This is a genomic window from Glaciimonas sp. PAMC28666 (assembly GCF_016917355.1).
Lineage (GTDB): Bacteria > Pseudomonadota > Gammaproteobacteria > Burkholderiales > Burkholderiaceae_D > Glaciimonas.
Map to the genome: position 1 here is coordinate 4,516,013 of NZ_CP070304.1, position 15,157 is coordinate 4,531,169.

Consider the following 15,157-nt stretch of genomic DNA (forward strand, 5'->3'; position numbering starts at 1 on the left):
AGGTATAGAAACCGTGAATGAATGATTGTGCGAAAATCATGTGAAACTTAAAAAATACAATGATCAGCGCAGAGATTGCAGGTGAGTGCATCAAACATGCATCAGCCATGCATCAAACATGCATCAAACATGCATCAAACGATGGCTTGCATGATCATGTCGCCGGAACGGCCCGGCAATTCTGCCCAGCGTATTGGTAATGTGGGTATGACTTGATCTTTTATCTTGTGATAGTAGTCTTCCATCGCAACCAGATCGTAACCTTGAGCACGCCAACCTTGCAGTAACTGCTCGAATATTGGGGCAAGTTTTTGTCCTTCAAGTTCTGCGTGCAAGGTAAATACGTGGTCACGTGTGGCAGCCGTTAATTTTAACAAATGCGCCGCTATATTCGTTGTGTTTAACTCAATACCATTGATCGTCCGTCCTAGAAGTTCATCCAGTGTGGGTAACGTCGTTGGAAGCTGCACGCATGGCAACGTTACACCTGCCACGCTTAGCCTATGCGGCCCCGCCGACTGGTCGGCTAATGCCCCGGATTCGGTCAGCATCGCGCGGCCATCCGATGAATAGCTGATATTAAAAACCTCTAACTGCTCGAACGCATATGCGTTCATCTGCCAACCGGCCGCCCCGTGTGTTTTTGGTATGACGCCAAAGATACTTTTGAAGCGATCAAAAGATTTTTGCATGAGGCTTTGGGTCCAGGCCGCGTCACTTTGACGGACGTGATCTTGCCACACGCGATGATCCCAGGTATGAATGCCGCACTCAAACCCTGCAGCCTGGACAGCCTGCATGTAACTGGCGCACGTTTTTCCAATATCAGGGGCCGGCAACAAAACGCCATACATCAGCGTTTTCAAGCCATAGTGCTCCACCACCGATGTGCGGGATACTTTTTTGAAAAATCCTGGCCTGAATACCTGTTTCAATGCCCAGCCTGTATGGTCCGGTCCAAGGGAGAACAAGAACGTCGCCCGTGCCTCATATTTGGTTAAAAGACGTACCAGATTGGGGATTCCCTCGCGGGTGCCGCGATACGTATCCGCGTCAATTTTTAGGGTAAGAAGAGGCAAGTTTTGAGTAATACCTGAGAGTATTTGTTGGCCCGCGCAGTGCGGTTGCGCGAAGCGCGTTTTATTCGATGGCTAGCAATGATCATATGGCCGCACGATGTTGCGTGCCTGTCATTTGATCATTGGCAGCGGTGTTAAAAGGCCTGCGGAAACTTAGCTTAATCCTTTTAGCGTTACTGAATTAATCCACCAGGGCGCGGGCTTCTGCGACCTGACCCCGATAAGCATCAAAAATATTGCGCAATGTGTCAGCCATATTAGTCGTTGGTGCCCAGTTCAATTCTTCACAAGTGTTGGTGATTTTTGGTACACGGTTTTGCACGTCCTGATAGCCTTTGCCATAGTACGCGGCAGAGGTGGTTTCGATCAATTTAACGTCCTTGGCCGAGTCGGCGTATTCCGGGTACTCGGCGGCCAATTTAAGCATCATGGCCGCGAGATCGCGAATCGAGTAATTGTTGACCGGGTTGCCGATGTTGTAAATCTTGCCGCTCGCAATACCATCTTTATTCGCAATAATCTTGATCAGCGCATCAATGCCGTCATCGATATAAGTGAACGCGCGTTTTTGCTCGCCGCCATCGACCAATGAAATGTTTTCACCGCGAACAATGTGTCCGAAGAATTGTGTCACTACGCGTGAACTTCCTTCTTTTGGCGTATGGATCGAATCAAGGCCGGCACCAATCCAGTTAAATGGACGGAACAACGTGAAGTTGAGGCCTTCTTCCATGCCGTAACCCCAGATCACGCGATCCATCAATTGCTTGGCGCAAGAATAGATCCAACGTGGCTTATTGATTGGGCCGCAGATTAATTCCGATTCTTCCGGGTCAAATTCGTCGTCGTGACACATGCCATACACTTCGGAGGTCGATGGAAATACCAAATGTTTGCCGTATTTCGCAGCTGAACGCACGATCGGCAAATTCGCTTCAAAATCCAGTTCGAAGACGCGCAATGGCTTTTTAACGTAAGTTGACGGCGTAGCGATAGCGACCAATGGAAGAATGACGTCGCATTTCTTCACGTGGTATTCAACCCACTCTTTATTAATCGTGATGTCGCCTTCAAAGAAGTGCATGCGCGATTTGTACTCTTCGTTATCCAGCAGATCTCCGATGCGGTCTTTCATCATGTCCATACCGTATACGTGCCAATCGGTAGTGTCCAAAATACGCTTGGAAAGGTGATGGCCGATGAAGCCGTTAACGCCGAGAATAAGAACTTTTTTCATATTGGTATCGTGTAATTGGTTGTCATTCTAATGGGTTAGTGCCTGGCCGCCAAATCTCGAACGCTGCAATTCCTTTGATCGCATTGGTTTGAAATTCTGCTTCGACAAACTGCCGAGGGCGGGCGACACTGCCCGGATGTTTTGTCGTCGATTTCTAAAGCATTGTTTGTAGCGCCTGCGGTGTGACTAAACTTCCATTCGCCGACAAGCTCTTGATCAATAGCGCACGACCGTCCCCGCACACTCCAAAAATGCAATTATCCACCACGGTCAGGCCTATAGGCAAATTTGCCATCGAAATTTCCGATAAACGTGCATTTTCTATTATGAACGTGACACCGTTCGAGACTGTCCACGCGCCAGGATAGGGCGGAGCGACTGCGCGATGCAGGTTGTACACTGTTTGCGCCGTTTGTTGCCAGTCTATCTCGCCGTCTGCTGCCTTCCTGCCGCCAAAATAACTTCCTTGGGATAGATTGTTCGGTATCGCAGGCGTGGCGCCGGATAGCATCGCGGGGAGGGCGTTCCAAAGCGTTTGTTCGGCAGCAACTACGACCTTGCTGAATACGTCGTGCGCGGTATCATCCGGCAATATAGGCACGGATGTTTGTGCGACGATAGTGCCGGCATCAGGCTTCAACGTCATTTGATGCAATGTCGCACCGGTTTCGGTTTCACCATGCAGGACAGCCCAATTGATCGGGACCCGACCACGATATTTGGGCAGCAATGAACCGTGCATATTGAAAGCCCCATGTTTTGCCAGGGCTAGCAATTTCACCGGTAACATATGGCGGTAGTAAAAACTGAAAATAAAGTCGGGTTGTAACGCAGACATTTGTGCGAACAACTCCGGACTGGCTGGGTCTGCGGGTGTTACGACAGGGATGCTATGTTCTTCGCAGACAGCCGCAACCGAGTCGAACCAGATCGTTTCCTGAGGATTGTCTTCGTGGCTGACGACCAAGGCTACATCAATGCCGCGGGCCAGTAACACTTTCAAGCAGCGGACGCCCACGTTATGGTAGGCGAAGACGACCGCTTTCATGAGGCGTTCCTGTCATCGGCGCTGGAGCGCTCTAGTATCGCTTGAACAACATACCTTGGACGCGCACGCACCTGCTGATATATCCGCCCAACATATTCACCGACCAGGCCGATGCCGAACAACACCATCCCCATCAAGAAAAAGTTAATCGCGAATAGGGTAAAGACACCTTGAACCTCTGCGCCAAACAGGAACCGGCGAATGAGTATCAAGATGAACAACGCAGCAGAACCGAAAGCCAAAATGATGCCGACTAACGAAAACAACTGCAGGGGAATCAGCGAGAACCCGGTAATCAGATCGAAATTTAACCGTATCAGGCTGTAGAGAGAATATTTTGATTCGCCAGCCGAGCGTTCTTCATGTTCAACGGTAATTTCGGTCTGTTTACGCGCAAAGGTGTATGCCAGCGCCGGGACAAAAGTGTTGACTTCTTTGCATTGATTGATTAGATCCACTACGTTGCGGCCATATGCGCGCAGCATATTGCCTTGATCCGTCATTTTTATGTGCGTGATTTTCTCTCGCAGCCGATTCATTGCTTTGGAAGCGATCGTCCGCCACACCGAGTCCTGGCGCTGCCGTCGGATCGAACCGACGTAGTCGTAACCTTCACGCATCTTGGCGACCAGATTGCCGATTTCTTCGGGAGGGTTTTGCAGATCTGCATCCAGCGTAATAATGATTTGGCCACGACTGTTTTCAAAACCAGCCAAAATTGCCATGTGCTGACCGAAATTGCCGTTAAAAAGCACGATACGGGTGACATCGGGGCGCAGCCGAAACTGTTCCGCTAAAACGGCCGCAGACGTATCGCGGCTGCCATCGTTGACGAAAACGATTTCGTAAGATGTACCGAGTGCATCAAGCGCCGGATAAAGGCGTTCGAATAGCTGGGCAAGGCCGGATTCCTCGTTATAAACCGGGATAACAACGGTGATTTCTGGTTTCATGAATCTTTTGCAAATTTATTTAAGCACCGATTTTACCGCGTCCACCGCACGTTCGACATCACTGGTTTTCATGGCATTGAACATTGGCAATGTAACGATCAGGCGACCGACGCGTTCCGAGACCGGAAACATACCTTCTTTGAAGCCGCGTTGACGGTACATGGTAAATAAATGGATCGGTGCATAGTGATAGCCAACACCGACGCCAAGGGCCTGCATTTGCTCCATGAAGGTGGCACGTGCCGGTTTGCCATCCAAGCGTTCCGGCAATATGAGCTGGAACAAATGCCAGTTACTGTTTTCGAAATCGGGAATCGGCAATTCCGCACCGTATTTTTCGGTAAAGTCATCTCCGAAACAGGCAAAATAGTGCTGCGCTAACGCGCGCCGGTGCGCGGTGATCGCCTCAATATGCGCAAACTGGCCAAGGCCAATCGCTGCGGCGATATCGGTCATATTGAATTTTCCGCCCAGAACATCTACATCGATTCCGTCGAAACCCCGGCGCGATACGCCTTGAAGGCGATACTTTTCCGCTAACAATGCTTCCTCAGCGTTGTTTAAGACGAGGCAGCCGCCTTCGGATGAGGTGATATTTTTATTGGCCTGAAAGCTAAATGAAACAAAATCACCAAAAGCCCCAATTTTCTGACCCTTCCAAGAGGAGCCGAGCGCTTGCGCGGCGTCTTCCACTACTCGTAGATTGTATTTTTTTGCAATCGCGTACAAACGGTCCATGTCCACGGGGAGACCCGCCAGATAGACAGGAATAATAGCTTTGGTGCGTGGCGTAATAGCGGCTTCCAGCTTATCCAGATCGATATTATGGGTGAGGGGATCAATATCCGCGAATATTGGGGTCGCTCCGGTCTCGATAATGACATTGGCCGTCGCCACCCAGGAAATGGGGGTGGTAATTACCTCGTCGCCGGGTCCTATGCCAGCGATGCGAAGCGCAATTTCCATTGTGCAGGTGCCAGAGTTAAAGGTTCGCACCGGACGGCCGCCGAAATATGCCGATAACTGGCTTTCGAAGGCCTGGACTTTAGGACCGCTGGTAATCCAACCGGAACGCAATACGTCGCCGACGGCGGCTATCGTGTCCTCGTCGATCGTAGGCTTGGAGAAAGGAAGAAATGGTAGTTGACTCATAGCGATGTGGACCACAATATTTTAAGAAAATGATTTTCAATAAAAAAACGATTTAAGTCAGCAAGAGTGGCAAAACAGGTGTTTGGATACAACTTTGAATCGGTGCGGGCATGCCTTGCCAAGTCTAGCCTTGTAACACTGCACTCCGATTCTGGCTCAACTGTTTTGTTACCTTACTTTGCTACTTTTTATTGCCGCTATTAACTACGCGTAAGTAACACTACGCCAATGATAATGACGCCGATTCCCATTATTCGTTGCGCCGAAATAACTTCCCCCAAAAAGTACCACGCGCCGATGGCGCTAACGACATAACCGAGCGAAAGCATGGGATACGCAATAGTAACGTCCACGCGTGATAGGCCGATGATCCAGACCCCGACGGAAATAACATAGCAGGTTAAACCACCTAATATAGGGAGTTGAGTAATTAATTTGATGCCTGTAGGAAACCAGTTCTGGCTGGTCAAGTGAATTGCACCGACCGCGTTTGTCCCCGCTTTGAGCAAGAGCTGCGCCAACGCGTTGAGGAATACACCGGTCAAAATAAAGCCAAAGGTTGTAATTGTCATCGGATTTATTCCTTTTGCGACGATGTTGAAGCAGATACGGCACTATCCAGAGCGGTAGCCGGAGCGGTATCCGGAGCGGCCCCCGCAGCAGGTGTTGATGCAGCCGGTTGTGGCGTAGGGGGCATCATCATCGCTTTGGGAATATTCGCTGGATTGGATTTTTCGCCGGGTTTAAGCATCGCGTTGGTCACAACCACACGGCGCGGATCTTGCGCAATGACACGCATCGGAACCCCTGCTTTTTGCAATTCAACATAATTTTCGGGACGGATAATGGCAACGTCCTTTTTTCCTGCTGCATGGTCTGCGGTCCATTTGGCGGCAAAAGCATCAATCGTCGGGATCCACAACTGCGGCTCTTGCGTTAAGCCGAACTCCAGTTCATCCATGTGCTGCACCATAATCATGGTGCGACGGAGATAAAACGGCAATGATTGTTCGTATTTTCCCACCACGTAAATCGGCGTGTCTGGCGTTAATTCGGCCTGAATTGCAGGCACCAGGTTGACGCCAGCGGAGTAGCGACCTTGCGCATCGTGGCCGTACATCAGCAGTTGGCCACCGATGAAGCCACTGGCCGCTAACGCCACAATCGCCCATTCTTTTTGGCGACGTGAGAGCAACAAGGCAGCGGCAGAACCGATACACGCAACCACCGACGCAGCAAATACCCATGGAACATGGGCCGCCATTAGCGGCGCCGAAAACGCATCTTTTGCCAAGGACGGTATTTTCCAGGCCAGTGCGACTCCAATCGCTCCCGGAATTAACAATAGCAACGCCGACGCGTTGATTGCCTTATTCGAGGCTTTATCCAGATGGCAAGCTATAAGTAGTGCCAACGACGGAAAAATGGGCAGGATGTAGGATGGTAACTTCGAGTCAGAAATGCTAAAGAAGATGAAAATGAACAGTGTCCAAATCAATAACATTTTTTTCGGCTGGAAGCCGGAGGCCGCATTTCGCTCGTGCGCTCCATTCCACAAACTTTGAAAAAGTACCCCTAGCCAAGGAATGATGCCAAGTAGCAAAATTGGCAAGAAGTAATACGGCGGTCCATAACGATGGTGAATTTTGCTAGTGAACCGCTGGAATTGCTCATGAATGAAGAAAAATTGCGGAAACTCCGGATTCTTGAGGGTTATCAACACGAACCACGGCGTGGTAATAACAAAAAATACGATCAATCCTTTCAGCAGATGCAAGCGCTTCCAGATCGCCCAATCTCGAGAAAATACGGTATAAAGCACCAGCACTGCTCCCGGCAAGAGAATGCCAATAAGTCCCTTTGATAAAACTGCCAGCGCCATGCCCGCCCAGCAGATCAGCATCCAGTTGCGTTGTTGCAAAGCGGTTGCGTCACTTCGTTGGGCCAGTAACAGGCCTGAAAGAGAAAGCGTCATCATGCCGGCTAAACCCATATCCAGCGTATTGATGTGCCCCAGTCCGGCCCATAAAAAGCTGGAGCCCAGCACCAAAGCAGCGAAAAAACCGACCCGCTCCGAAAAGACTTTGCGACCGGTGAAGGCAACTAGCACAACACCCAGCAACCCGCACAAACCTGTCCACAACCGGGCCTGCCATTCACCTAAACCGAACACCTCGAAGGTCAGTGCGTTCATCCACGTTTGCAGGGGCGGCTTCTCAAAATATTTAATGCCATTTAAGCGCAAAGTAATCCAGTCACCGGTTGCGACCATTTCGCGCGCCATTTCAGCGTAGCGGCCTTCGTCGCTGGGAACCAGCGTTCTTGCGCCCAGCATGTAGAACCAGATGATACAAAAAAGAAGAAACAACACCCATACAAACGTTTTGGATTTATGCAATTCACGCATCTTGAGCGGATTCCTTAGCAGTATTGGTCGGATCGACCGTATCGAAAATCAAGGCCAACGCAACCTTGCGGCCTTCGGCCATTAATATATTGTAGGTCCGGCAGGCCGCTTGGTTATCCATGCACTCGACGCCGATCCGTCGCGCGGTAAGGACTGTGGTCAACGTTGGATGAATAAAGCGTTGCCGTTTACCGGTACCCAAGATCACGACGTCGGGATCGGTGCTGCTAATATGGGCAAAATGTTCAGGGTCGAGTCGATCAAAGCTGCGAACTGGCCAGGCGACTGGCGGCAACTCGGGCAAAACCAAAAGACTATGGTTAAAGCGCACTAAATTAATGTCGACGCCGTCGTCATCGTATGCGGTTACGGTTTGATATTGTTGCGTTGAGGTGTGATGAAGCTTCATAGTCTGATTCTCCGCGTGATTAACCACCGTTAGACTGCCGGCAATCCGTCAATTCCCGTAAAAAGGAAAATAAAGTGCTGCATTGTAGCGTTTTCCATGGGTAACAACGTGCTATTACATGATAATTTGATTGATAAAGCTTCACGCTTTCGGCAAAATGAGGGGTCATGGCCTATTTTCCCCGGTCTTCGACGTCTTGCGGACGAGAGGCGTGAAAAGCAGAAAAAAATGTATTCTATTTACATAGTCGCAATAAAATTTGCAACTACGCATACAGAGCTATGAACAATGATTCCCGCAATGGGGTATTCCATTAGCGGATATGAATTTGTCATCAAATAATAAGGATTGCGCTGTGCGGACGATTAAAAAATCAAAAAAACTTGACGACGTTTGCTACGACATCCGTGGGCCAGTGCTCGAAAAAGCGCGGCAAATGGAAGAAGAGGGCCACAAGATTATCAAGTTGAACATTGGCAATCTGGCCGTGTTCGGCTTTGAACCGCCCGACGAAATTGTCCAGGACATGATTCGGAACATGGGTAACGCCGCCGGTTATACCGATTCCAAAGGCATGTTCGCCCCGCGCAAGTCGGTAATGCATTATACCCAGCAGAAAAATATCCAAGGCGTGACTATTGAGGATATCTATCTTGGCAACGGTGCATCAGAACTAATTGTCATGAGCATGAACGCCTTGCTCAATACCGGTGATGAAGTTCTGGTGCCGTCGCCGGATTATCCGTTGTGGACCGCTGCCGTGAGTCTTTCTGGTGGTATTCCGCGTCATTACATTTGTGACGAAAAAGCCGACTGGTTCCCCGATATTGCCGACATCAAGAGCAAAATAAACGCCAACACGCGCGCGATTGTTGTGATTAACCCAAACAATCCGACCGGCGCCTTATACCCGGATTCGCTATTGCAAGAGATCGTTAATTTAGCGCGTGAGCACCAGTTAATTATCTTTGCGGATGAAATTTACGACAAAGTTTTGTACGACGGACACACGCACACTTCGCTCGCTTCCCTTGCCGATGATGTGCTGTTCATTACGTTTAACGGCTTGTCGAAGAATTATCGATCATGCGGTTATCGTGCTGGGTGGATGGTCGTGTCGGGTGAAAAAAGACATGCAAAAAGTTATATCGAAGGCTTGAACATGCTGGCATCGATGCGACTATGCGCCAATGCGCCGGGGCAATTTGCGATTCAAACTGCTTTAGGTGGTTATCAAAGTATTAATGACTTGGTCAGCCCGACCGGTCGCCTCACGCGTCAGCGCGATATGGCGTATAAATTATTAACCGAGATCCCTGGGGTGACGTGCGTTAAACCAAAAGCGGCGTTGTACATGTTCCCGCGCCTTGATCCGCAAATGTACCCGATTGCTGACGACCAGGATTTTGCTTATCAATTGTTGGCAGAGGAACGTGTTTTGGTGGTACAGGGAACCGGATTTAACTGTCCGACGCAAGACCATTTTCGCGTCGTGTTTTTGCCAAATATTGACGATCTCGGCGTCTCGGTCGGTCGGATTGCCCACTTTTTAGAAGGGTATCGCAAGCGTCACGGAACTGCCTGACACCGCGCAAAATTTCACTGAATATCAGAACCATCGACATTTTGTCAAATGAGGGTTCTGACGTTGTTGTTCATCCCGCCGAACTAGCCTTTATGGCAATTCGTTAGTAGCATTTTTACAGATAGTAGAGATTATGAAATCCATCAAAGTAGGTTTACTCGGCATCGGCACAGTCGGTTCCGGCACGTTCAACGTTTTGAAACGCAATCAGCAGGAAATCGCGGCACGTGCTGGTCGTGCTATTGAAATTACGATGGTGGCTGATCTCAATACAGAGCGCGCAAGAGAGTTGACCAATGGCGAAGTGGAAGTCGTCAGCGACGCCAACCTGGTGATCAATAATCCCGAAATCGATATCGTTATTGAACTGATCGGTGGATACGGCATTGCGAAAGACCTCGTCCTGAAGGCGATCGCCAATGGCAAACATGTGATTACGGCAAACAAAGCGTTAATCGCCACGCATGGCAACGAAATCTTTAAAGCAGCGCAGGAAAAAGGCGTCATCGTTGCCTTTGAGGCGGCGGTTGCTGGCGGTATTCCTATTATCAAGGCGCTACGTGAAGGTCTGACGGCCAATCGCATTGAATGGATCGCTGGGATCATCAACGGCACCACCAATTTTATCTTGTCGGAAATGCGCGACAAGGGGCTGGATTTCGAAGTCGTTTTAAAAGAAGCGCAACGCCTCGGCTATGCGGAAGCGGACCCAACTTTTGATATCGAAGGCGTCGATGCCGCCCACAAGCTGACGATCATGGCCGCAATTGCGTTCGGTATTCCGGTGCAATTTAACAAGGCGCATGTTGAAGGGATCACGAAATTGCAGGCGACGGATATTCGCTACGCCGAGCAACTCGGTTACCGCATCAAGCTACTCGGGATCACCAAGCGTACTTCAGCCGGTATCGAACTGCGTGTACATCCTACTTTAGTTCCAGCTAGCCGCTTGATTGCAAACGTTGAAGGCGCTATGAACGCGGTTCTGGTGCGTGGCGACGCGGTCGGCGAAACACTATATTACGGTAAGGGAGCTGGTGCTGAGCCGACTGCCTCCGCAGTGATCGCAGATTTGGTTGATATCACACGACTGGCAACGGCTGACCCTGAACATCGGGTTCCGCATCTGGCCTTTCAACCGGATGCAATGACTGATATCGCCATTTTACCAATGGCTGAAATCACCACCAGTTACTACCTGCGGATGCGTGTAACAGATCAGACTGGCGTGCTCGCCGATGTCACGCGCATTTTGGCCGATTCGCTGATTTCTATCAGTGCGATGCTACAGAAAGAACCAGCTGAAGGCGAAACCCGTACGGATATCATCATGCTGACCCATCAAACCCAAGAGAAAAATGTAGAAGCTGCGATTGCAAAAATCGAAGCGCTGGAAACAGTGGTTGGCACAGTCACCAAAATTCGTCTCGAAGAATTGACTTAAGCCGACTTCACACCTGGCTGTGAGGCCAGGTGAACGTGGTTTTGCACTTTGGAGCGCCGGTGAGTGCGGTGCATCACTCATTGATCAGCCATTGATCACCCATCGGAGCCTGCGATATGCATAGATTGTTAATAGTTTTAGGGTGCCTGATGACTTTCCCTGCTTACGCTCAGGCTGAAGATCCTTGTGTCACCCAGCGTAATATGCTCGAGATGAACGATTGCGGTCAGCAACAGCTTGATAAAGCTGATCGTTCTCTTAATCAGGCTTATCAAACGCTGATAAAAAAATTCTCTGAAAAAGATACGCCTGATTCGCGAAATTCGGTCATCAAGCAGTATCTGGTCACAGCACAACGCGCTTGGATAAGCTTCCGAGAAAATGATTGTAAAGCCATTTATACCTACAATGAGGGCGGTACGATTCGAAATATTGCCTATCTTGGTTGTATGACGGAGCATACCGAGCAGCGGACCAAAGAGTTAAAAAAGGAATTTGTTCCAGGTGGTTAATCCGCCAGAGTCGGATCACTTCACGAGTCAATGTGATTAGAATTCTCTCTGATCGATGGCAGCAGCGGCGGAAATAAAAATAAAGAAAGCGACGGGCTTGAGCGGGTCGCTTTTTTTCACTTTCAGTAGCGCATCGCCAAGCTAACGCTAATGCCGATGTTCTTGGTAATCAGTGTTTATTCCAGGTTTTGCACTTGCTCGCGCATTTGATCTATCAATAACTTAAGCGCCATGGATGCATCGGCCAACTCCTTGATTGCAGCCTTTGAGCCGACCGTGTTCGCTTCGCGATTCAGTTCTTGCATCATGAAGTCGAGGCGTTTGCCAACCTGGCCACCTTTTTTCAAGATGTGGCGGGTTTCTGTTAAATGGGCCCCGAGTCGAGACAGTTCTTCCGCAATATCTATCCGGATGCCATACAGCGTGACTTCCTGGCGAATTCGGTCCATTGCTTCGTCCCGCGATAATGCAGAAGTGGGGACGCTGGCACTGGGATCCGGTTGCGCGAGCCCCAGCGCCTCTTGCATCCTCGCGATCGCTTTTTGCTGGAATTGCGCAATAACTTGCGGCACCAATGGCGTGATTTGCTGGACGATGACTTCCATTGCATCAATACGCGCAATAATCGTCGCAGTCAGGGCCGCGCCCTCGCGCGCGCGCGACTCCACGAAAGCCGTAAGCGTGGCGGCCATGGTGGTTTGCACGTCGTTCTGCAGCGTATCTTGACTGACCACGGTTTCTTCTATAACGCCAGGCCAGCGCAACAACTCACCCACGGTAAGCGGACTTGCTTCGCCAAATTGTTTCTGTACGGCATTTTGTAGTTCAGCTAAGGATGCTAACACGGTCGTATTCAAGGACTGACTGCTGTCATTGCCCGCTTTACGACCAAAACTCAGGCGGCACTCGACTTTGCCGCGGCTGATACCCGCCATGATGGCTTCGCGTAATGCCGGTTCCAAGGCTCTCAGATCGTCATTAATACGAAACTGCAAATCTAAAAATCGTGAATTGACGCTTTTCAGTTCAATTGTGATCGTGCCGGCAGCACTTTGAAATGTATTGACGGCGTAGCCGGTCATGCTGCAAATAGCCAAAATAAAGTCCTTTTTGATTCTTGTTTACAATTTTGTGAATTATCAAGACAATCGCAGTCATGCAGCAGATTTTGGGATCAAACTACCAACAATTGATAGGACTATGATCGTATGGCAGCACAAAACAATGCTCCACTGCCTGATGGGCTTAAGCTCGCTGGATACCGCATTGTAAAGAAGATTGCCTCGGGCGGGTTCAGTATTGTCTATCTGGCTTACGATGACGACGGTACTGCCGTCGCCATAAAGGAGTATTTACCGAGTTCGCTGGCGCTGCGTCAGTGGGGCGAGTTGTCGCCCGCCATACCTGCTGAAAATCTGCCGATTTTTCGCATCGGCCTTAAATGTTTTTTTGAAGAAGGGCGAGCGTTAGCCCAAATCTCCCATCCAAACGTGGTCAGTGTGCTAAATTTCTTCCGCGCTAATGACACGGTGTATATGGTCATGGCGTATGAGTCCGGACGTTCTTTGCAAGAACATATTTTGCGACGTCGGAATCAAGGCGAAACCCCGCTGGTCTCCGAAAAATTTCTCCGAAAGATGTTTCACCAGGTCATGAATGGATTGCGGGAAGTTCATACCCACAAGCTGTTGCATCTGGATATTAAACCCGCGAATATTTATTTACGTGCCGACGGAACCCCGATTTTGCTGGATTTTGGTGCCTCCCGTCAAACACTACGCACCGATGCTCCAAAGTTGTATCCCATGTATACGCCGGGTTTTGCCCCCGCGGAGCTGTACGAGAAAAATGCAGAGTTAGGACCGTGGACTGATATTTATAGTATCGGTGCTTCCATGTTTGCGTGCATGACCGGGACGCCTCCGCAACCCGTCGATCAGCGCAAGCTCGATGATAAAATGGAAGAGCATTTTCGGAAGTTAGAGGGAGTTTATAGTTCCAGATTAATTCAGGTGGTGCGCTGGAGTCTGACGGTCGATCCATTGCAGCGACCGCAAAGCGTGTTTTCATTGCAGCGTGCATTGATGACACCGGACCCGAAAGAAGAAGTTTCGTTTATGGTAAAAGTGTCGCGCAAATTGCGGAACCTGTTTTATTCACGTATACAGTTTCGCCGTGCGTTGCCGGTAGCTGTGGATACCATTCAGGAAAACACGCGGTAACGGATTTTAGATGAGTCTCGTTCCCGACGAAACTGCCCAAGCGGCGTATACTTATGGCGCAATCAAAGTCACAGGTAAAAACGGCGATAATATGCCGATCTCAACGGTGGTTTGTGGATGCACGTGAAACTGATTGCAATTCGACACCAGTCATTGTGGGACTATTGCAATTTCAAGTGCCGGGTGATCACATTTCAGTCCTCACGAAAGATCCGAACTGGCCCGCCGTCCCATACACAAATCAGCGTCTGTGACTTTTTTTCAGCGTCATTTGAACCATTAGAACCGCCGATTATTAAGGAATAAAATGTTACCTGCTTCAACTGCCTTCACCCGTCCTAGCGGCCGTTCGTCCGACTCGTTGCGTGCAGTACGACTGACGCGTAATTACACCAAACATGCTGAAGGCTCAGTACTGATTGAATTTGGGGATACCAAAGTGATTTGCACCGCGAGCCTTTCGGATAAGGTTCCCGGTTTCTTAAAGGGTAAAGGGCAAGGATGGCTCACTGCCGAATACGGCATGTTGCCGCGCTCAACCAATACGCGCATGGATCGCGAAGCGGCGCGTGGCAAACAATCGGGTCGCACGCAGGAAATCCAGCGATTGATCGGTCGCTCGTTGCGTGCGGCTTTTGATCTTGAAGCCTTTGGTGAGCGAACGCTGCATCTCGATTGTGACGTGATTCAAGCCGACGGCGGCACCCGCACGGCGGCGATCACCGGGGCCATGGTTGCAGCTTATGACGCATTTAGCACGCTAGTCGATAACAAATTGATCGCTACGATTCCATTAAAGCATTTTGTCGCTGCGATTTCAGTGGGTGTGGTGCAGGGTTCGCCGGTGCTTGATCTGGATTACCTTGAAGATTCAGGCTGCGATACAGACATGAACGTCGTGATGACCGACGCAGGTCATTTTATTGAAGTGCAAGGCACTGCAGAAGGCGTTGCATTTGATCGTCCCACATTGAATAGTTTGTTGGATCTGGCGCAAACCGGCATAGGCCAATTGATCGCGATGCAACGGGAAGTATTGGGATTGTCAGCTTAACTGTTAACGGGTAACTATTAGTTATTAATTATTGGCTGACATCCTGTTCCACCGA

Annotated in this window: 14 protein-coding genes; 5 read left to right on the plus strand and 9 right to left on the minus strand. The window is 49.7% G+C overall.

All coding sequences use genetic code 11. The annotated features are described in order from the left end of the window. Positions 1–134: 134 nt before the first annotated feature. From JQN73_RS19245 to JQN73_RS19280, 8 genes are all read right to left on the minus strand, one after another. Positions 135–1,079, minus strand: a complete 945-nt coding sequence (locus tag JQN73_RS19245) for a polysaccharide deacetylase family protein (protein WP_205320547.1) — start codon at positions 1,077–1,079, stop codon at positions 135–137. A 181-nt stretch (positions 1,080–1,260) separates the two neighbouring features. Beyond that, entirely contained in the window at positions 1,261–2,316 is a 1,056-nt protein-coding gene (locus tag JQN73_RS19250; RefSeq protein WP_205320548.1) for a bifunctional UDP-4-keto-pentose/UDP-xylose synthase, read from the minus strand. A 154-nt stretch (positions 2,317–2,470) separates the two neighbouring features. Beyond that, positions 2,471–3,364 (minus strand): formyltransferase, encoded by an 894-nt coding sequence (locus JQN73_RS19255; protein ID WP_205320549.1) that lies wholly within the window; start codon positions 3,362–3,364, stop codon positions 2,471–2,473. Then, entirely contained in the window at positions 3,361–4,317 is a 957-nt protein-coding gene (locus JQN73_RS19260; RefSeq protein WP_205320550.1) for a glycosyltransferase, read from the minus strand. The genes JQN73_RS19255 and JQN73_RS19260 overlap by 4 nt, the downstream gene beginning before the upstream one ends. Before the next feature lie 15 nt (positions 4,318–4,332). Beyond that, positions 4,333–5,469, minus strand: a complete 1,137-nt coding sequence (locus JQN73_RS19265; RefSeq protein ID WP_205320551.1) for a DegT/DnrJ/EryC1/StrS aminotransferase family protein — start codon at positions 5,467–5,469, stop codon at positions 4,333–4,335. Between the two features lie 200 nt (positions 5,470–5,669). Further along, the gene (locus JQN73_RS19270; RefSeq protein WP_205320552.1) at positions 5,670–6,041 is read right to left on the minus strand and encodes an EamA family transporter; all 372 of its coding nucleotides are present in this window, start codon (positions 6,039–6,041) and stop codon (positions 5,670–5,672) included. Positions 6,042–6,046: 5 nt separating this feature from the next. After that, positions 6,047–7,876, minus strand: a complete 1,830-nt coding sequence (locus JQN73_RS19275) for a glycosyltransferase family 39 protein (RefSeq protein ID WP_205320553.1) — start codon at positions 7,874–7,876, stop codon at positions 6,047–6,049. Continuing rightward, positions 7,869–8,285, minus strand: coding sequence for an Mth938-like domain-containing protein (locus JQN73_RS19280; protein WP_205320554.1), 417 nt, complete (start codon positions 8,283–8,285; stop codon positions 7,869–7,871). The genes JQN73_RS19275 and JQN73_RS19280 overlap by 8 nt, the downstream gene beginning before the upstream one ends. A 355-nt stretch (positions 8,286–8,640) precedes the next feature. Here JQN73_RS19280 and JQN73_RS19285 point away from each other — a divergent pair, with 355 nt between their 5' ends. The 3 genes from JQN73_RS19285 to JQN73_RS19295 all read left to right on the plus strand — a co-directional run bounded on the left by JQN73_RS19285 (position 8,641) and on the right by JQN73_RS19295 (position 11,826). Then, a complete protein-coding gene (locus tag JQN73_RS19285; RefSeq protein WP_205320555.1) occupies positions 8,641–9,870 on the plus strand; it encodes a pyridoxal phosphate-dependent aminotransferase in 1,230 nt (409 codons plus the stop codon). Between the two features lie 133 nt (positions 9,871–10,003). Next, a complete protein-coding gene (locus JQN73_RS19290; protein WP_205320556.1) occupies positions 10,004–11,314 on the plus strand; it encodes a homoserine dehydrogenase in 1,311 nt (436 codons plus the stop codon). A 116-nt stretch (positions 11,315–11,430) separates the two neighbouring features. Beyond that, on the plus strand, positions 11,431–11,826 hold the full coding sequence (locus tag JQN73_RS19295; RefSeq protein ID WP_205320557.1) for a lysozyme inhibitor LprI family protein: 396 nt from the start codon (positions 11,431–11,433) through the stop codon (positions 11,824–11,826). A 176-nt stretch (positions 11,827–12,002) separates the two neighbouring features. Here JQN73_RS19295 and JQN73_RS19300 read toward each other — a convergent pair whose 3' ends face one another. Continuing rightward, on the minus strand, positions 12,003–12,908 hold the full coding sequence (locus JQN73_RS19300) for a YicC/YloC family endoribonuclease (protein WP_205320558.1): 906 nt from the start codon (positions 12,906–12,908) through the stop codon (positions 12,003–12,005). 126 nt (positions 12,909–13,034) lie between these two features. Here JQN73_RS19300 and JQN73_RS19305 point away from each other — a divergent pair, with 126 nt between their 5' ends. Next, the gene (locus JQN73_RS19305) at positions 13,035–14,048 is read left to right on the plus strand and encodes a serine/threonine-protein kinase (RefSeq protein WP_205320559.1); all 1,014 of its coding nucleotides are present in this window, start codon (positions 13,035–13,037) and stop codon (positions 14,046–14,048) included. A gap of 307 nt (positions 14,049–14,355) precedes the next feature. Beyond that, on the plus strand, positions 14,356–15,102 hold the full coding sequence (gene rph / locus JQN73_RS19310; RefSeq protein ID WP_205320560.1) for a ribonuclease PH: 747 nt from the start codon (positions 14,356–14,358) through the stop codon (positions 15,100–15,102). The last annotated feature ends 55 nt before the right edge of the window (positions 15,103–15,157 follow it).